18 protein-coding genes are annotated in these 18058 nt (G+C 61.5%); 6 read left to right on the top strand and 12 right to left on the bottom strand.

All coding sequences use genetic code 11. The features are described 5' to 3' along the window. Positions 1–144 precede the first annotated feature (144 nt). From O3301_RS07120 to O3301_RS07110, 3 genes are all read left to right on the top strand, one after another. Complete coding sequence (locus O3301_RS07120) at positions 145–1194, top strand: quinone-dependent dihydroorotate dehydrogenase (protein WP_099666807.1); 1050 nt, start codon at positions 145–147, stop codon at positions 1192–1194. A 9-nt stretch (positions 1195–1203) separates the two neighbouring features. After that, a complete protein-coding gene (locus tag O3301_RS07115) occupies positions 1204–2250 on the top strand; it encodes an aldo/keto reductase (RefSeq protein WP_305055990.1) in 1047 nt (348 codons plus the stop codon). A gap of 296 nt (positions 2251–2546) precedes the next feature. Continuing rightward, on the top strand, positions 2547–4967 hold the full coding sequence (locus O3301_RS07110) for a TonB-dependent siderophore receptor (protein WP_305055989.1): 2421 nt from the start codon (positions 2547–2549) through the stop codon (positions 4965–4967). 92 nt (positions 4968–5059) lie between these two features. On the opposite strand, the gene O3301_RS07105 is transcribed toward O3301_RS07110, so the two are convergent. After that, positions 5060–5614: a PEP-CTERM sorting domain-containing protein gene (locus tag O3301_RS07105; RefSeq protein WP_289911248.1), complete on the bottom strand. Its 555-nt coding sequence runs from the start codon at positions 5612–5614 to the stop codon at positions 5060–5062. Between the two features lie 352 nt (positions 5615–5966). On the opposite strand from O3301_RS07105, the gene O3301_RS07100 reads away from it, so the two are divergent. Further along, positions 5967–6578 (top strand): DUF2185 domain-containing protein, encoded by a 612-nt coding sequence (locus O3301_RS07100; RefSeq protein WP_305055988.1) that lies wholly within the window; start codon positions 5967–5969, stop codon positions 6576–6578. Beyond that, positions 6575–6928 carry an MmcQ/YjbR family DNA-binding protein gene (locus tag O3301_RS07095; protein WP_305055987.1) on the top strand — a complete coding sequence of 118 codons (354 nt, stop codon included), beginning with the start codon at positions 6575–6577 and terminating at the stop codon, positions 6926–6928. The genes O3301_RS07100 and O3301_RS07095 overlap by 4 nt, the downstream gene beginning before the upstream one ends. Here the strand turns inward: O3301_RS07095 and O3301_RS07090 are convergent. From O3301_RS07090 to O3301_RS07055, 8 genes are all read right to left on the bottom strand, one after another. Then, positions 6925–7857 carry a CysB family HTH-type transcriptional regulator gene (locus O3301_RS07090; protein ID WP_034785189.1) on the bottom strand — a complete coding sequence of 311 codons (933 nt, stop codon included), beginning with the start codon at positions 7855–7857 and terminating at the stop codon, positions 6925–6927. The two genes, O3301_RS07095 and O3301_RS07090, sit on opposite strands and share 4 nt — an antisense overlap. 12 nt (positions 7858–7869) lie before the next feature. Then, positions 7870–8940 carry a sulfate/molybdate ABC transporter ATP-binding protein gene (locus O3301_RS07085; RefSeq protein WP_034747519.1) on the bottom strand — a complete coding sequence of 357 codons (1071 nt, stop codon included), beginning with the start codon at positions 8938–8940 and terminating at the stop codon, positions 7870–7872. Position 8941: 1 nt separating this feature from the next. Next, entirely contained in the window at positions 8942–9868 is a 927-nt protein-coding gene (gene cysW, locus O3301_RS07080; RefSeq protein WP_034785420.1) for a sulfate ABC transporter permease subunit CysW, read from the bottom strand. Next, the gene (gene cysT, locus O3301_RS07075; RefSeq protein ID WP_099408869.1) at positions 9865–10674 is read right to left on the bottom strand and encodes a sulfate ABC transporter permease subunit CysT; all 810 of its coding nucleotides are present in this window, start codon (positions 10672–10674) and stop codon (positions 9865–9867) included. Before cysT ends, cysW begins: the two co-directional genes overlap by 4 nt. 323 nt (positions 10675–10997) lie before the next feature. Beyond that, complete coding sequence (locus tag O3301_RS07070) at positions 10998–11636, bottom strand: peroxiredoxin (protein WP_034785187.1); 639 nt, start codon at positions 11634–11636, stop codon at positions 10998–11000. A 45-nt stretch (positions 11637–11681) separates the two neighbouring features. Beyond that, entirely contained in the window at positions 11682–12248 is a 567-nt protein-coding gene (locus O3301_RS07065; RefSeq protein WP_225242381.1) for an alpha/beta hydrolase, read from the bottom strand. Between the two features lie 53 nt (positions 12249–12301). Then, entirely contained in the window at positions 12302–13306 is a 1005-nt protein-coding gene (locus O3301_RS07060; RefSeq protein WP_099666802.1) for a sulfate ABC transporter substrate-binding protein, read from the bottom strand. Positions 13307–13436: 130 nt separating this feature from the next. Then, a complete protein-coding gene (locus tag O3301_RS07055; protein WP_251350676.1) occupies positions 13437–13820 on the bottom strand; it encodes a diacylglycerol kinase in 384 nt (127 codons plus the stop codon). A 151-nt stretch (positions 13821–13971) separates the two neighbouring features. Between O3301_RS07055 and O3301_RS07050 the strand changes: the two genes are divergently transcribed. Next, complete coding sequence (locus O3301_RS07050) at positions 13972–14751, top strand: IclR family transcriptional regulator (RefSeq protein WP_099666800.1); 780 nt, start codon at positions 13972–13974, stop codon at positions 14749–14751. 140 nt (positions 14752–14891) lie between these two features. Here O3301_RS07050 and O3301_RS07045 read toward each other — a convergent pair whose 3' ends face one another. The 3 genes from O3301_RS07045 to O3301_RS07035 form a co-directional block, all read right to left on the bottom strand. Then, positions 14892–15965 (bottom strand): serine hydrolase, encoded by a 1074-nt coding sequence (locus O3301_RS07045; protein ID WP_289916897.1) that lies wholly within the window; start codon positions 15963–15965, stop codon positions 14892–14894. 177 nt (positions 15966–16142) lie between these two features. Further along, positions 16143–16862, bottom strand: coding sequence for a nitroreductase (locus O3301_RS07040; protein ID WP_099666798.1), 720 nt, complete (start codon positions 16860–16862; stop codon positions 16143–16145). A 25-nt stretch (positions 16863–16887) separates the two neighbouring features. Further along, positions 16888–17805, bottom strand: coding sequence for a DMT family transporter (locus O3301_RS07035; protein ID WP_369812177.1), 918 nt, complete (start codon positions 17803–17805; stop codon positions 16888–16890). Between the last annotated feature and the right edge of the window lie 253 nt (positions 17806–18058).

The raw sequence follows: 18058 nt of genomic DNA, 5'->3' as shown, positions 1-18058 counted from the left end.
ATGCGAATTAGCAAGGATTCAATATTGCATTAGACCAACAAGAACTATACACCCGGCAGCCGCGCGGAACACGGTAAAATACGCCACTTATTTCGCGCGCCGCCAGCCCTTCCCGGCAGCCCGCATACCTACTCAAAGCGCCCCATGTCTGAAAAATTCCTGTACTCCCTCGCCCGCCCCTTGCTGTTTTCGATGGATGCCGAAGCGGCCCACCATCTCACCCTGCCCGCCCTGAAACGCGCCAGCGCGCTGGGCCTGACGAAACTGGCCGGCAAACCGGCGGCGGACCCGCGCACGGTGATGGGCATCACCTTCCCGAACCCGGTCGGCCTGGCCGCCGGCCTGGACAAGGACGGCGCCTACATCGACGCGCTGGCCGACCTGGGTTTTGGCTCCATCGAAGTGGGCACCGTCACGCCGCGCGCGCAGGCGGGCAACCCGAAACCGCGCATGTTCCGCCTGCCGCAGGCGCAGGGCATCATCAACCGCATGGGCTTTAACAATGGCGGCGTGGACGCGTTTGTCGCCAACGTGCAGGCGTCGAAGTTCTACCAGAACCGCGCCGGCGTACTGGGCCTGAACATCGGCAAGAATGCCGACACGCCCATCGAGCGCGCGGCCGACGACTACCTGCTATGCCTGGAAAAAGTCTACCCTTACGCCAGCTATGTGACGGTGAACATCTCGTCGCCGAACACCAAGAATTTGCGCCAGCTGCAGGGCGCGTCGGAACTCGACGCCCTGCTGTCGCAGCTCAAAGATGCCCAGGCGCGCCTGGCGGACAAGCACAAGCGCTACGTGCCGCTGGCCCTGAAAATCGCGCCGGACATGGATGGCGAACAGGTGAAGAGCATCGCCGAGTCGCTCACGCGCCACCAGATCGACGGCGTCATCGCCACCAACACGACCCTGTCGCGCAGCGCCGTCGAAGGCATGCCGCACGGCGCGGAAGCGGGCGGCCTGTCGGGCGCGCCCGTGTTCGAGCTGTCGAACAATGTCATCCGCCTGCTGAAGGCGGAACTGGGCGACGCGCTGCCCATCATCGGCGTGGGCGGCATCATGCAGGGCAGCGACGCCGTGGCCAAGTTCGAGGCGGGCGCACAGCTGGTGCAGCTGTACAGCGGCCTGATTTACGCCGGTCCCGCGCTGATCAAGGATTGCGCGCGCGCGCTGCACGGCAAGCAGGCCCGCTAAGGACGGCGCATGGAAAAGATCAAGCTGGGTACCAGCAGCCTGGAAGTCAGCAGGATCTGCCTGGGCACGATGACCTTCGGCGAACAGAACACGGAAGCCGAAGCGCACAGCCAGCTCGATTACGCGCTGGAACGGGGCATCAACTTCATCGACACGGCCGAGATGTATCCGGTGATGGCCAGCGCGCAGACGCAGGGCAGCACCGAGCGCCACATCGGCAGCTGGCTGAAAAAAAGCGGCAAGCGCGGCAGCATCGTGCTGGCCAGCAAGGTGGCCGGGCCGAATTCGCGCATGCACTGGATACGCAAGGGAAAGACGGACCACGACGCGGTCAATATCCGCGCCGCCGTCGAAGACAGCTTGCGCCGGCTGCAGACGGAGCACATTGACCTGTATCAATTGCACTGGCCCAGCCGCAACCTGCCCATCTTCGGCGCCAGCGTGTACAACCCGCGCAAGGAGCACGCTTGCGTCGCCATCGAAGACACGCTGGCCGTGCTGGGCAAGCTGGTCGAGGAAGGCAAGATCGGCCACATCGGCGTGTCGAACGAATCGTCGTGGGGCGTGTGCGAATACATCAAGCAGGCGGAACTGAAGGGCTTGCCGCGCATCGCCTCCATCCAGAACCTGTACAACCTGACGGCGCGCCATTTCGAGACGAGTTTGCTCGACGAAACCTGCCACCGTGAAAATGTCAGCTTGCTGGCCTACAGCCCGCTGGCGTTCGGCCAGCTGACGGCGAAATACCTCGACGATCCGCAAGCCAAGGGCCGCCTGACGCGCTTTCCGGCCGGCTGGAGCCCCCGCTACGTGCGCCCCGCCACCATCGCGGCCGCCGGCCAGTATGCGGCGCTGGCCCGCGCGCACGGCTTGACGCCGGCGCAACTGGCGCTGGCCTGGTGCTACACGCGCTGGTTCGTGGCCTCCACCATCATCGGCGCCACCAGCGTGGAGCAGTTGCAGCAAAATATCGACGCCCATCAAGTCACCCTGTCGCCGGAACTGGTGGCGGCCGTCGACGCCATCCACGCCAGCGCGCCCAATCCGGGGCAGTAACCGCCCTGCGTCTGGCGGCGCATGCCGCCGCCAGGCTCCCCCCTCTCCTCGCAGATAGTCGTTTTTATACAACAGCTGGCAATTTACTGCTGTGCAGCATTGCGGCCTTGCCTTGCCCGGCCGTATGCTGGAAACGAGGCCATATGCGCTACTCGCGCCATGTTGACGTGTTTCAGATATTTATTGCATATCGATAGACAGAACGATTCGTAAGCACGCCACGTGCCCACTGTTAATCTGATTTCATCGTCGGACCGCCATGGTCCGCGTAACCACCAACCGAAGAGATATCGTCGATGAGTTCAAGCAACGCCCGCTCCCAGCTTCCCGCCCTGCCCGTAAAAACCGTTATCGCCGCCAGCCTGATCGCCTGCTTCAGCCTGCCCATGCAAGCGCAAGCGCAGCAAGAGCTGCCGGCCGAAGGCGAATTGCAATCGGTGGTTGTCACCGGCACCTTCGCCAAGAACCGCCGCACCATCGATTCCGAATCGCCGATCGACATCCTCACCTCGCGCGACCTGCAAAGCACGGGCTCGGCCGAACTGGCCACCGTGCTTGCGCGTTTGCTGCCCTCGCTGAACTTCGCCCGCGCCACGGGCGCCGACGCCAGCGACGCCGTGCGCCCTGCCCAGCTGCGCGGCCTGTCGCCCGACCAGACCCTGGTGCTGGTGAACGGCAAGCGCCGCTACACGTCGGCCGTCGTCAACGTCAACGGTTCCCTGGGCCGCGGCTCGGCGCCCGTCGACCTGAACGCCATCCCGCTGGCCGCCATCGACCACGTGGAAGTGCTGCGCGATGGCGCGGCGGCCCAGTACGGCTCCGACGCCATCGCCGGCGTGATCAACATCATCCTGAAAAAAGGCGCGGCCGGCGGCGACGTCGAAGTGGGCTATGGCCAGACGCAGGAACGCGACGGCAAGCAAAAATCCATCAAGGGTTCGGCCGGCTTCGCCCTGGGGGAGGACGGCTGGGTGCGCGTCTCGGCGGAAGTGGCCGAGCGCGACCCGACCAACCGCGCCGGCGCCGACTTCCGCAACCCACTGGAACCGCGCTACGGCAAGGTCAACCAGCGCTATGGCGACCCGGAAAGCAAGCCGGCGACGATTTTCCTCAACAGCGAATACCGCATCAGCGACAACCTCGACTGGTATGCCTTCGGCAACTATGGCAAGCGCGACACGTCGGCTGCCGCCACGTGGCGCACGGCGCTGATCCAGGATGCGGTCACCAAGGCGTATTCGCAGCGCACGCCGATCTACCCGGAAGGCTTCTTGCCGCTGCAAAACAGCACGCTGACGGACCAGTCCATCGTCACGGGCTTGCGCGGCGAAGCCGCCGGCTGGCGCTGGGATGCCAGCCTCAATTACGGCAGCAACAAGTTCGAGCTGGACCTGGACAACACGGTCAACCAGTCGCTGGGCGCGAACAGCCCCACGCATTTCTATGCGGGTTCGCTGAAAAACGAGCAGACCGTGTTCAACCTCGATGCGGCGCGCGAATTCCCCGTCGCCGCCTTCTCCGGCCCGCTGACGGTGGCCGTCGGCGCCGAAGCACGCCATGAAAAGTACAGCATCGGCGCAGGCAACGCAGCGTCGTACACGGGCGGCGGCTCGCAAGGCTTTGCCGGCTTCCGTCCTGCCAACGCGGGCAGCCATTCGCGCCACAACGAATCGATCTATGTGAACCTGGAAGCGGAAGCGACGAAGAAACTCTCGGGCGGCGTAGCCTTACGCCATGAGCGCTACAGCGATTTCGGCAGCACTACCTCGGCCAAGGGTTCCGCCCGCTATGCGTTCACGGATGCGCTATCCCTGCGCGGCACGGTATCGAGCGGCTTCCGCGCGCCATCGCTGGCACAGCAGTACTACACCATCACCACCACCAACTTCCAGGTCATCAACGGCAACAATACGGCCATCGAGACGGGCACCTTCGCCGTCAATACGCCGCAGGCGCGCGCCCTCGGTGCACAGGACCTGAAACCGGAAAAGGCCCGCAACTACAGCCTGGGCCTGCAGTTCCAGCCCAGCCGCAACTTCACGACGACGGTGGACGCCTACCGCATCGACATCGACAACCGCATCCTGTTCTCGGCCAACCTGGCGCTGAACGACAAGCTCAAGGCCCAGCTGGCCGCGCAAGGCACGCCGGTGGGCGCGGCGCGCTACTTCACCAACGCCGTCGACACGCGCACGGAAGGCGTGGACATCGTCAGCACCTACCGCATCGACCTGCAGGAGAAGGACCGCCTGGACCTCACCGTGGCGTACAACCACAACAAGAGCACGGTACGGAAAATCGCCGACAATCCGGCCATCCTGACGGCCAACAATCTGAAACTGATCGACCGCCAGAGCATCGACCGCATCACGGTGGCGTCGCCGAAGGACAAGTTCAGCCTGGCCGCCGACTACAGCTTCGGCATCTGGAATGCGCACGGCGTCGTGACGCGCTACGGCAGCTTCACCGTACCGCAAAATGACGTCAAGCTGGACCAGACGTACGACCCGCAATGGGTGCTGGACGTGTCCGGTTCCGTGAAGCTGGGCAAGAACTGGCGCCTGGTGGCCGGCATCGACAACGTCACCAACCGCTACCCGGCGCAAGTGACGAGCGCGGGCAACCTGAACGTCAACGGCACCCAGCCCTACAGCATCTTCGCGCCGAACGGCTTCAACGGCCGCTATTACTACGCCAAGGCCGGCTATAGCTGGTAAATGGCGCTCTGCCATGCAAAAAGCCTGGAACGCATCGCGTTTCCAGGCTTTTTTTTCATGCGTCAGCGCATGCGCCCGCAGGCGCTGCAGGCTCAGGCGCGGCGGCGCGCGGCAAATCCGACCAGGCCAAGGCCCAGCATCAGCATGCCGTAGGTCGCTGGCTCAGGCACTGCCGAAACCGAATTGAACGCGCGGAAATTGCTCAGGCCACGCGGCAGGTTGGCAATGGTGACAACCGTATTGGCGGCCAGCGGCGTGTCCCAGTGGAACAACAGTTCGCCACGGCCATAATGCACGGCCAGGTAGTCAAAGCTGGAGTTGACGGTGAACGAACCAGAGTTGCTGCTGGCCAAGTCGCCCTGGGCGGCAAAGACCAAGGAGCCGGTACCGCTGGACGGCAGGCCGAACGTGCTGCTGACCAAACTCTGGATGGCGGCCGCGCTTTGCGCGCCGGGCGGGTTGGCGCCGTCATAGACCCAAACCGAGTCCGCTGCCACGCTGCCATAGGTGACGGTCTTGCCGCCCACCGAAAAGCCCGTCATGGCAGGATCGGTGATTTCCACCCAGCTCGCCGCCTGGGCCAATGGCGCCAGGCAAGCCGCGGCGGTCAGGCAAAGCCCCAGCAACGCGCGTTTGGTCATGTTCATATATTTCCCTGATATAAATATTTCAATAAATGCAATATTGATTATTTTTCTGTCACTTCACATCGCAGAGCAAAAGATATCATTCAGGAAATCGAAATACAATAAAAGAAACAATTTTTACCATTGGCATTTTCAATTGGCCTTATCGATTTATGGCCGGTGCCGGCTATCGCGGGGCATGCCGCCCTCCCTGCCATGTCCGGGCGCCGCTCCTGGCAGCAGGATTGTTGTAGATCGGCACATGCCAGATAGCGGTGTAGCCCTGCGGCAACGGCAAGCCGGAAGGTAGGCGTGGTCATCCTGGCACGCAATCGGCTACCATGGGCGTTCCTCTTCTTGATGACGGATAACCATGCCCAGCTGGCACCTGGCCGACGCCGCAGAACTGGCGGCGCGCCATCCCTACACCTTCTACAAATCGCCGCCCGAGGCCATCGCCCAGGTGCGCCCCGGCGAGGTGGTCAAGCTGATCTTCGCCTTCCACAGCGACGATCCGCAGGCGCCGGGCGCCGAGCGCATGTGGGTGCTGGTCGATACGGTGGACGCCGGCGGCCACTTCACCGGCAAGCTCGACAACACGCCAGGCTACATCCGTGATCTGCAAGCCAAAGACCCCGTCGCCTTCGCGGCGCGCCACATCATCAATACGCAGCACGACGATGACGATAACCTCGTCAACCGCTATGCGGGCCTGTGCTTCGTCACGAAAAAAGTGCTGGAAGACGGCGCGCCCGTCGGCTATCTGTACCGCGAGGAACCGGACAACGCCGACGACAGCGGCTGGCGCTTCACGGCGAATGATGAAAGCGACAACTACATCAACGACAGCGCCAACGTGGCCCTCGTGTCGCTGGGCGCCGTGCTCGGCGTGGATGACCGCTTCATTGCGCTGCTGGACGCACCCGCCGGCGCGGCCTATGCCTTCGACCATAACACCCAACAATTCATGGCGGTTGACGAATGACAAGTGATGAACTGAAAGACGTTTGCGCGGCCCTGCCCGGCGCGCAAGCCGTGCTGTACGGTGCGCCGTCGAACATCCTCGTGTATGAAGTGAGCGGCAAGAAGTTTGCCTATTTTAAGACCAGCGCACCCGAGCAGTGGCGCTTCAGCCTGCGCGCCAGCGCCGGACGCTTTATCGAACTGACGGACATGCCCGGCGTGAAACCGGCCCGCTACATGGGCCGCTTTCACTGGGTGACCATCGTCGACGTGGCGCACTTCCCGTCCGATTACCTGGCGGAACTGGTGCAGGATAGCTACGCGCGCGCCGTGGCCAGCCTGACGCGCGCGCAAAGGGCTGCCATCGCCTAGAGGGCGTCCTCACCCGCCATGGCGCGGTCGATGTCTTCGCGCGTCAAGTCCGGCGCCAGCTGCAGGATGAACTCGTAGGCGTAGGCGCGCAGGTAGGCGCCCCGCCGCACGGCCAGGCGCGTCGTGTTGGTGGCGAACAGATGCGACGCTTCCACGGCCCGCAGCCCCTTGTCGCGGCCATGGTCGAAGGCCATCGAGGCGACGATGCCCACGCCCAGGCCCAGCGCCACGTATTGCTTGATGACGTCGGAATCCATGGCCGTCAGGATGATATCGGTCGCCACGCCCGCCTTGGCAAAGGCGTCGTCGATATGGCCGCGCCCCGTGAAACCCTTGTCGTAGGTAATCAGCGGATATTTCGCCAGGTCTTCCAGGCGGATGGGCGAATGTTCGAGCAGCGGATGGCCGTCGGGCACGACGATCAGATGGCTCCAGCGGTAGCACGGGAACGACACGAGGTCGGGGAACTGGCTCAAGCCTTCCGTGGCGATGCCGATATCGGTCTTGCCGGACAGCACCCATTCCGCGATGTGCTCGGGCGCGCTTTGTTGTAGCGCAATACGCACTTCGGGAAAAGCGGCGCGGAAGCTTTGCACCACTTTCGGCAGCGCATAGCGCGCCTGCGTGTGCGTGGCCGCCACGGACAAGGTCCCGCTGGTCTGGCCGCTGTATTCGAGGCTGGCCTGCTGCAGGTTTTCCGCCTCGATCAAGAGACGGTCGACGATCTTCAGGATACCCTTGCCCGGCTCCGTCAAGCCCGTCAAACGCTTGCCGTTGCGCTCGAAAATCACCACGCCCAGCTCGTCTTCGAGTTCGCGGATTTGCCGGCTCACGCCCGGTTGCGACGTGAACAGGGCGTTGGCCACTTCCGTCAGGTTATAGCCGCGGCGGGCCGCTTCGCGGATCGATCGCAATTGTTGAAAGTTCATGGCTATCCTGTATCAAGTTCGGGTGGGTTCAACAAATACATGGAGGCGTTTCGGGCGGACAACCAATGTCTCGCCTTCCTTCAGCTGCAGGTGGGTAAAACGCTCGTTCGACATCACCGCTTCGATCAGTTCGCTGTTATCCACGCGCTGCAAGTCCAGCTGGGCCAGCGGGCCGATCGCATGGGCGCGGCTCAGTTTCACGACGATGCCTTCCGCGCCCTGCGTGTAGCGGTCGATTTCCAGGTCGTGCGGACGCACATAGGCCGTACCCTTGCTGTCGCTCACGCCCGCGTAGTCGGGCACCTCGAAACTGGCGTCGCCCGTGGCCATCACGCCGTCATGCACGCGGCCGTGGAACAGGTTGACGTTGCCGAGGAAGCCATACACGAACGGCGACGCGGGGTGGTTATAGACTTGCTCTGGGGAACCGAGTTGCTCGACCGTGCCCTTGTTCATCAGTACGACCTGGTCGGCCACTTCCAGCGCTTCTTCCTGGTCATGCGTGACGAAAATACTGGTGACGTGCAAGTCGTCATGCAGGCGGCGCAGCCAGCGGCGCAATTCCTTGCGCACCTTGGCATCCAGGGCGCCGAACGGCTCGTCGAGCAGCAGCACGCGGGGCTCGACGGCCAGCGCGCGCGCCAGGGCGATGCGCTGGCGTTGCCCGCCCGACAATTGCGGCGGATAGCGGTCGGCCAGCCAATCGAGCTGCACCAGTTCCAGCAAATCCTTGACCTTGCGGCGGATCTGGTCTTCCGACGGGCGCTCGCTGCGCGACTTCACGCGCAAGCCGAAGGCCACGTTCTCGAACACGGTCATGTGCTTGAACAGCGCATAGTGTTGAAACACGAAACCGACCTGGCGCTCGCGCACATGGCGGTTCGACGCGTCTTCCGCGTCCAGCAGCACCTGGCCGCTGTCCGGATGTTCCAAGCCAGCAATAATGCGCAGCAAGGTTGTCTTGCCGCAACCGGACGGGCCCAGCAAGGCCGTCAGTTCGCCGGCGGGAAAGTCCAGCGAGATATTGTCGAGGGCGACGAAATCGCCGAAACGCTTGTGGATGTTTTTAACTGCGATGGTCATATCAGTGCTCCGTGGAACGTAAGGCGGAATCGTCGGCGTCGCTCTCGTTCAAACGCCACTCAATGAAGGCTTTCAGGGCCAGGGTCACCAAGGCCAGCAGGGCCAGCAGCGAGGCGACGGCAAACGCGGCGGCAAAGTTGTACTCGTTGTACAGAATCTCCACCTGCAGCGGCATGGTGTTGGTTTCGCCGCGGATATGGCCGGAGACGACGGACACGGCGCCGAACTCGCCCATGGCGCGGGCATTACACAGGATCACGCCATACAGCAGCCCCCACTTGATATTTGGCAAAGTCACGCGGCGGAAGGTGTTCCAGCCCGAGGCGCCCAGCACGATGGCGGCCTCTTCCTCTTCGCTGCCCTGCGACTGCATCAGCGGGATCAGCTCGCGTGCGACGAACGGGAAGGTAATGAAGATGGTGGCCAGCACGATGCCGGGCACGGCAAACAGGATCTTGATGTCGTGCGCCTGCAGCCACGGGCCGAACCAGCCCTGGGCGCCAAACATCAGCACATAGATCAGGCCGGAAATCACGGGCGAGACGGAAAACGGCAAGTCGATCAGGGTCAGCAAGATACTCTTGCCACGGAAGTCGAACTTGGCGATGCACCAGGAAGCGGCCACGCCGAATACCAGGTTCAGCGGCACGGCAATGGCGGCCGTGATCAGGGTCAGCTTGATGGCGGAAATCGCGTCCGGATCGATGATGGCGGCGATATACGCTTCCCAGCCCTTCTTGAACGCTTCCGCAAACACGGCCACCAGGGGCACGATCAAAAAGGTCGTCAGGAACAGCAGGGCAATGGTGATCAATACCGTGCGCACCCACAACGGTTCCAGCACGACGGGGCCGACATTCGGCTCGAAGCGGCGCGCCGTCGGGCGCGCATTGTCCACGCCAGCGATGGCAGTCGTATTCGTACTCATGATTTCTTCGCCTTTCCGCGCGTCCATGCTTGCAGCAGGTTAATCGTCAACAACAGCAGGAAAGACACCACCAGCATCACCACGGCGATGGCCGTGGCGCCTGCGTAATCGTATTGTTCCAATTTGGTAATAATGAACAGCGGCGTGATTTCCGACACCATCGGCATGTTGCCGGCGATAAAGATCACGGAACCGTACTCGCCCGTGGCGCGGGCAAACGCCAGCGCAAAGCCCGTCAGCAAGGATGGCAAGATCGTGGGGAAGATGACGCGGATAAACGTTTGCAATGAATTGGCGCCCAGGCTGGCGGCCGCTTCTTCCAGTTCCTTTTCCGCGTCTTCCAGCACCGGTTGCACGGTGCGCACGACGAAGGGCAAGCCGATGAAGGTCAGCGCCACCACCACGCCCAGCGGCGTGAACGCCACCTTGATGCCCAGCACGCCTTCGATGAACTGGCCGAACCAGCCGTTCGACGAATACAAGGCCGTCAGGGTGATGCCGGCCACGGCCGTCGGCAAGGCGAACGGCAAGTCGACCAGCGCGTCGATGATGCGCTTGCCGGGGAATTTGTAACGCACCAACACCCAGGCCAGGATGCCGCCAAACACCACGTTCAACAGGGCGGCGATCAGGGAAGCGCCAAACGTCAGGCGGTACGAGGCCATCACACGGTCGGACGTGACGGCGCTGAAGAAGGCGTCCCATGTCATGGTGAAAGTTTTCAGGAACACCGACGACAGCGGAATGAGAACGATCAAGGCCAGGTAAAAGAGCGTGAAGCCCAGTGACAGCTTAAACCCCGGCATGACACGAAACGGCGCTCCGCGCGCCTTGAGCGGTGCTGCTGATGCTGCAGACATAGAAACTCCTTCTTATTACATTTTTGAGTTATAGAGTGCAATAATCACATGCATTCGTTATAAAAAGAACTAACCATTTCTCATTTGCTTAGATGGATTTTGCATACTTGCCCTACGAATCGTTGGGCAAAAAAAAACGCACCGGTGAGGTGCGTTTTTGTGGGAACAAGAGCGCCGAATAAAACGTTCAGGGCTAGGCGCCTTGCCGAAGACAGTACGAATGTACGGCGAGGCAATGCAACAACGCCATGGACGTTTTTTCGGTGCTCTTATTTGTTTGGCTGCGGCGTGAGGCGCAAGTATGGCTTGGCTGCCGTAAATCCCTTCGGATATTTCTGCTTGATCACGTCCGGGTCTTGCACCGTCAGTGGAATGATGACGTCGTCGCCATCTTTCCAGTTGCCGGGCGTGGCCACCGTGTAGCCGTCCGTCAGTTGCAGGGCGTCGATGACGCGCAGGATTTCATTGAAGTTGCGGCCCGTGCTCAGCGGATACGTGAGGATCAGGCGCACTTTCTTGTTCGGGTCGACGATGAAGACGGAACGCACGGTGGCCGTGACGGACTGTTCCGGGTGAATCATGTCGTACAGCACCGATACTTTCTTGTCGACGTCGGCGATGATGGGGAAGCCCACCACCGTGTTTTGCGTCTCTTCGATATCCTTGATCCAGCTCTTGTGCGACTCGGCCGCATCCACGGACAGGGCGATGGCCTTCACGTTGCGCTTGTCGAATTCCGGCTTGAGCTTGGCCGTCAGGCCCAGTTCCGTCGTGCACACGGGGGTGAAGTCGGCCGGGTGGGAAAACAGCACCACCCAGGAATTGCCCGCCCACTCGTGGAACTTGAGGGGGCCGATCGAGCTGTCTTGTTCAAAATCAGGGGCGACATCGCCCAGGCGTAAAGTCATCGTGATCTCCTTGAGAGGTTGTGTGGCAATGGGATGTGCGTCGAATCAGGCTGCCTGACGGTGGCGTTTGTCGCTTTGCGCCAGATCAAACAGTGTTTGCAGTTGCGCCTGGCCATAGACCCAGTCACCAAGGCGCGACTCGGCGTTGATATGGCCCAGCGCACCGCCATCAATATACTTGCAATTCCAGCGCCGTGCCCACTGCGCCGCGTGTTCGGCCGTCATCCACGGGTCCGTCTGGCTGGCGATCAGGATGCCGGGGCAAGGCAGGCGCTTTTGCGGCAAGGCCTTGGCCACGCCAAACTTGTCGGGATCGGCCGGCCCCACCAGCAGCACGCCGGCCACGCCCTGCGGGTCGCGGGCCAGGCTGTGCGCCGTCGTCAGGCAGCCGAAGCTGTGGGCGACGATCAGGGTAGGACGCGCATCTTGCCGCCGCACCTGGTCCAGGCGCGCCGACCAGGTAGTCAGGTCGGGAGCGTTCCAATCGTCCTGCTCGACCCGCTCGAATTGCGGATACAGGCGCTGCCAGCGGCTCTGCCAATGCTCGGGACCGCTGTTATGCAAGCCCGGCACGATCAGTACCCGGTAATCGGAAAAGCTGCGCAGCGCCATGATGTGTCCTTGCGTGATCGATTCCGGCAAGCGTTGCCGCCTGCCAGTGAAGATTACTTCGGCTGATAGATCTGGTCGAAGATGCCGCCGTCGGCAAAGTGCGCCTTCTGTGCCGCCGTCCAGCCGCCGGCCACTTGCTCGATGGTGAACAGGTTGACCTTGGCGAACTGCGACGCGTATTTCTTCGCCGCCTTGTCCGTTGCCGGACGGTAGTAGTTCTTGGCGATAATGTCTTGCGCTTCATCCGTGTACAGGTAGTTCAGGTAAGCCTCGGCCACCTTGCGCGTACCGTGCTTGTCGGCAAACTTGTCGACGACGGCGACGGGCGGCTCGGCCAGGATGCTGACGGATGGCGTGATGATGTCGAACTTGGTCGGACCCAGTTCCTTGACGGCCAGGTAGGCCTCGTTTTCCCAGGCGATCAGCACGTCGCCGATACCCCGTTCGACGAAGGTGGTGGTGGCGCCGCGCGCGCCGGAATCGAGCACGGGCACGTTTTTATACAGTTTGCCGAGGAAATCCTTGGCTTTGGCTTCGTTGCCGCCCGGCTGGCGCAAGGCATAACCCCACGCGGCCAGGTGGTTCCAGCGGGCACCGCCCGAGGTTTTCGGGTTCGGCGTGATGACGGACACGCCCGGCTTGATCAAGTCATTCCAATCCTTGATGCCTTTCGGGTTGCCCTTGCGCACCAGAAACACGATGGTCGAGGTGTAAGGCGAGCTGTTGTGCGCCAAACGCTTTTGCCAGTCGGCGGCCAGCAGCTTGTGCTCGGCCAGCGCGTCGATGTCGTAGGCCAGGGCCAAGGTGACCACGTCCGCTTCCAGACCGTCGATGACGGCGCGCGCCTGCTTGCCGGAACCGCCGTGCGATTGCTTGATCTTGACGTTGTCGCCCGTCTTGCCTTTCCACTCCTTGGCAAACGCCGTATTCACATCCTGGTACAGCTCGCGCGTCGGGTCGTATGACACGTTGAGCAGGGTGATATCGGCAGCCTGCGCCGTTTGCAGAAGGGCAAACGCGCTGATGGCGGCGGCAGTGATGATTTTTTTCGACAGCATCTAAGATCCCCGTGTGGTTGAACTTTCAGAGCCACCAGATTACGGCGCTATGGCCGCAAAGAGAACGAAGCGTTTCGCCGTTTGATATACATTTTTCGCATATGGACGGCGCGCAACGGGGATAAAGCGGTTAATAGAAACGGTTGAACAGCACCACGGCCCACGCTGCAAAAGCCAGGATGCAGGTCAGCAGCACGGCCGCGCTGCCGAAATCCTTGGCGTTCTTCGACAGCGGATGGCGGTCCAGTGAGATGCGGTCGACCACGGCTTCGATGGCGGAATTGATCAGTTCGACGATCAGCACCAGCAGCAGCACGCCGATCAGCACCAGTTTTTCAAAGGCGGAGATGCGCAGCAGCAAGGCGATCACGGTGCCGACGACGAACAAACCGAGTTCCTGGCGGAACGCGTGTTCATGGCGCCAGGCCGCTTTCAAGCCATCGAGCGAGTAGAAAAAAGCGGAAAAAATCCGTTTCAAGCCACTTTTACTTTTGAATTCGTTTACAGGTTGCATAGTTTTCCATATGTAAAGCAGGCGCAGTGGGCACATTATGGGGGCGACATAGCACTGTGACCATTTATTCGCTGAATATCTCGGAACATTTCACTATTTTTTCACATCATGGTATAAAGAAGCATGAATACTGCATTGCACCAAATCCATCATGAAAATTGAACCGGTCGCTGCCCCGAAGACGACGATCCAGGTGATCGAACGCATGGTCGCCCTGCTCGATGCCCTGGCCAAATATTCCGACCCGGTCAGCCTGAAGGAATTATCCAAGGTTTCTGGCCTGCACCCCTCGACGGCGCACCGCATCCTCAACGACATGGTGCTGACGCGCTTTGTCGACCGCATCGAACCGGGCACGTACCGGCTGGGCATGCGCCTGCTGGAACTGGGCAATGTGGTGAAAAGCCGCCTCAGCGTGCGCGAAGCGGCGCTGGACTTCATGCGCCAGCTGCACAAGAAAACCCAGCAAACCATCAACCTTTCCGTGCGCCAGGGCGACGAGATCGTCTACATCGACCGCGCCTTTTCCGAGCGTTCGGGCATGCAGGTGGTGCGCGCCATCGGCGGGCGCGGTCCGCTGCACCTGACCTCGACGGGCAAGCTGTTCCTCTCCGTGGACGAGCCGAAAGCCATCCGCGCCTATGCCACGCGCACGGGACTGGCCGGACACAACAAGAATTCCATCACGGATCTGCAAAAGCTCGAGCGCGAGCTGAGCCTGGTGCGCGAGCGCGGCTATGCGCGCGACAATGAAGAGCTGGAACTGGGCGTGCGCTGCATGGCCGCAGGCATCCGCGACGATACAGGCAAGCTGATCGCCGGCCTGTCGATCTCGGCCCCGGCCGACCGCCTGCAGGATGAGTGGCTGGTGGATCTGGTGGAAACGGCGAACCAGATTTCCGTCACATTAGGTTATATCCCGCAAGACTGAGAACGCCTGACCAAACCTGCTGCGCGGCGCGCTTTGCGGCCTGCGATGCTCACCGTACTAGAGTACGGTTGCGCTTCTTAGCCACAAATCACTACCGCTCGCGACGGTTTTGTCAGGCGTCGTGACGACAACTTTCTGCATTAACCACCAGGCAGGCTCATGTTGGCTGGTTTCAAGGCTTCCAGCCACTTGCGCATGCGTCCCGCGTCAGCCGTACGCGACTGTTTCCCCTTGGAATCGAGGAAGACCATGATCACGGCCCGTCCTTCGATGACCGCCTGCATCATCAAACAACGTCCCGCCTCATTGATGAAGCCCGTCTTTTGCAAGCCGATTTCCCAGCCCGGATTGGCCACCAGGTGATTCGTATTGCCAAACTGCATGGGCTGGCCGCTGGCTTCGACGATGGCTTTCGGGTCCGTCGAGTACTCGCGCAGCAGCGGATGGCGGAAGGCGGCCATGGCCAGCTTGCCCAGGTCGCGCGCGCTGGCCACGTTCATCTTCGACAAGCCGCTGGAATCGACGTAATGCGTATCCATCATGCCCAGCTGGCGCGCCTTGCTGTTCATGGCGTCGACAAACGCCGGCAAGCCGCCCGGATAATTGCGGCCCAGCGCCGAGGCGGCGCGGTTTTCCGAGCTCATCAGGGCGATGTGCAGCATATTCGCGCGCGTCAATTGCGAGCCCACTTTCAGGCGTGAGCTGCTGAACTTGGCGCGGTCGACGTCTTCGTCCGTGATCGTCAGCAACTCATCCATGTCCTGGTGCGCTTCGACCACCACCAGGCCCGTCATCATCTTGGTGATGGAGGCGATGGGCAAGGCCACATTGGAATTCTTTTCAAACAGCACTTCCGCATTGGCCTGGTCCAGCACCAGCGCCACGCTGGACTTCAGATCGAGCGGATCGCGCGTCAGGTTCAGGCCGGCCAGGTCGCCCATGGTGGGCATCGGTGCGGCCATGGGCACGGCCACGCTGCTGACTTTTTGATAGATGACCTTGCGTTTGCCGCGCACCATGACGACCCGGCGCACGGTCTTTTCGCGCGGCGCGGCCGTCGCGCCCTTGCGCAGCACGACTTTGACTTTCTTGGTGTTGTGTTTCTTCGAGGCTGAGGATTTGCCGTTCGCTTCCTTGGCGTGCACGGCCGCAGCCGGCGCCAGTGCAAACAGCAGGGAAGCCAGGATACCCAGCGCAAGTTTAAACTTAGCCATTCGATAATTCCCCGTGAAGCTGTTGCCTTATTGCAGTGTAGCGAAATGCAGAGCAATCGCAAGCCTATTTAACAGTTAGGACAGTATTTATTGCAGCAATGAAATACAAATCGTTGGCGATCAGCAAACAAACTCATCCTTAACCGGCTGTTTTTCTCCGCCCGTCGCCAGTAATGTCTATTTGTCCATGAATTTAACAAAGCCGGCCAGCGGCTCGCGCTCCGTGTTCAGGCGGTTCTCGACCTTGTCCGGGTCGGCATAACCGAGGGCCATGCCGCACACCACCATTTCGCCGGCCGGCACGCCCAGTTCGTCGCGGATGATGTCATGGTAATGGATGAAGGCCGCTTGCGGGCACGTGTCGAGTCCCCGCGCGCGCGCGGCCAGCATGATGTTTTGCAAAAACATGCCGTAGTCGAGCCAGGATCCCTGCTCCAGTACCCGCTCGATGGTGAAGATCAGGCCCACGGGCGCATCGAAAAACTGGAAATTGCGCCCATGCTGGGCCGCCATGCCGGCCGTGTCGCCCCGTTCCAGACCCAGCAACTGGTACAGGTCCAGGCCGATCTTGCGGCGGCGCTCGATGAACGGCGCCGTCCACTGGCGCGGGTAATAGATATATGAGGCCGTGCGCGCGGGCGCATCGGGCGCCTTCGGTGCGGCGTAGGCGGCCAGGATGCGCTGCGACAGGCGCAGGCGGGCCTCGCCCGACAGCACATACACTTTCCACGGCTGCATGTTGGCGCCCGAAGGCGCGCGCGCCGCCACTTCCAGGATGCGCGCGATCTCGTCCTGCGCCACCGGCGTGGGCAAAAAGGCGCGGATGGAACGGCGCGACAGGATGACGCTATCGACGGCTTGCTGCGCCGCTGGTGTTTCCAATGCTTGCTTGTTCACTGCCCTGCTCTCCCGCTATAGCTTATTATTTCTTGACCACGAACACCACGCCGACCACGGCCACCAGCATGCCGGCGATGCCCAGCATATTAAAGGCTTCGCCAAACATCAGCCAGGCCATCACGGCCGTCGTGGGCGGCGTCAGGTACAGCAAGCCCGTCACTTTCGTCGCATCGCTGCGGCGGATCAGGGCGAACAGCAGGAAGATGGCGCCGATGGACAGCACGAGCACCGACCACAGCAAGGCGCCGATGAAATTCGCCGTCCATTGAACATTGCTGAAATGCAAGTCCAATCCTTCGTAATACAGGGCGAATGGCAAGACCACCACGATGGAAGCGGCAAACTGCACCACCGTGCCGGTGCGCAAGTCAAAGTGCGGACAGTGGCGTTTTTGGTACATGGTGCCGGCCGTCATCGACAGCAGCGCGAACACGCACAGCAGCACGCTTTCCACGGTCAAGCCCACGAGGTTGATCTTCGCATACACGACGAGGGCCACGCCCAGCAAGCCAAAGAACAGGCCCAGCCACTGGCGCGGGCGCACGGATTCGCCGATCAGGGGTGCGGCGCAGGCCGTCAGCACGGGCTGCATGCCGACAATCAGCGCAGACAGGCCGGCCGGCATGCCCAGCTTGATGGCGCACCACACGCCGGCCAGGTAGCCGGCCTGCATCAGGATGCCGGCCACGGCGATCTGGCGGAATTGGCCCACGGGCCACGGCGCGCGCAACAGCAGCACCAGCGGCAACAAAATGACCAGCACGCCCAGGAAGCGCAGCAGCAAAAAGGTCAGCGGCGGCGCATACGGCAAGCCGAACTTGGCCACAATAAAACCTGTGCTCCATAACAACACAAAGAAGCCGGGCAAGGCCATCGGCGCCAGGTTAGTCAGGAAAGAGGCTTTGCCGCTGGCGCCAGCCGCGGCGGGAAGATTGGACATGGTATCGACTCGGGAAACGGGATCGGCACCGGGGCGTTGCCCAGTGCGGGAGGCAAAGTCTAGCATGCTGCGCCGCGATCGTCCCCGCAGGCACTGGAAACGATAGTTTAAGCACAAACCATTAACAGGTAGAAATCAAATATTTCTCTTTAGAAACAATGACTTTTGATGCAAATCTATTCAATTGTTGCATCGCACAAGAATCGCTTGACTTACGTTTTTTTCGCCGTAGAATAGGGTTTGTTGCGTTGCA

This window comes from Janthinobacterium sp. SUN211 (genome assembly GCF_030587315.1).
In the GTDB taxonomy this organism is placed as follows: Bacteria; Pseudomonadota; Gammaproteobacteria; order Burkholderiales; family Burkholderiaceae_D; genus Janthinobacterium; species Janthinobacterium kumbetense.
This window is presented reverse-complemented; position numbering and strand designations above follow the sequence as displayed.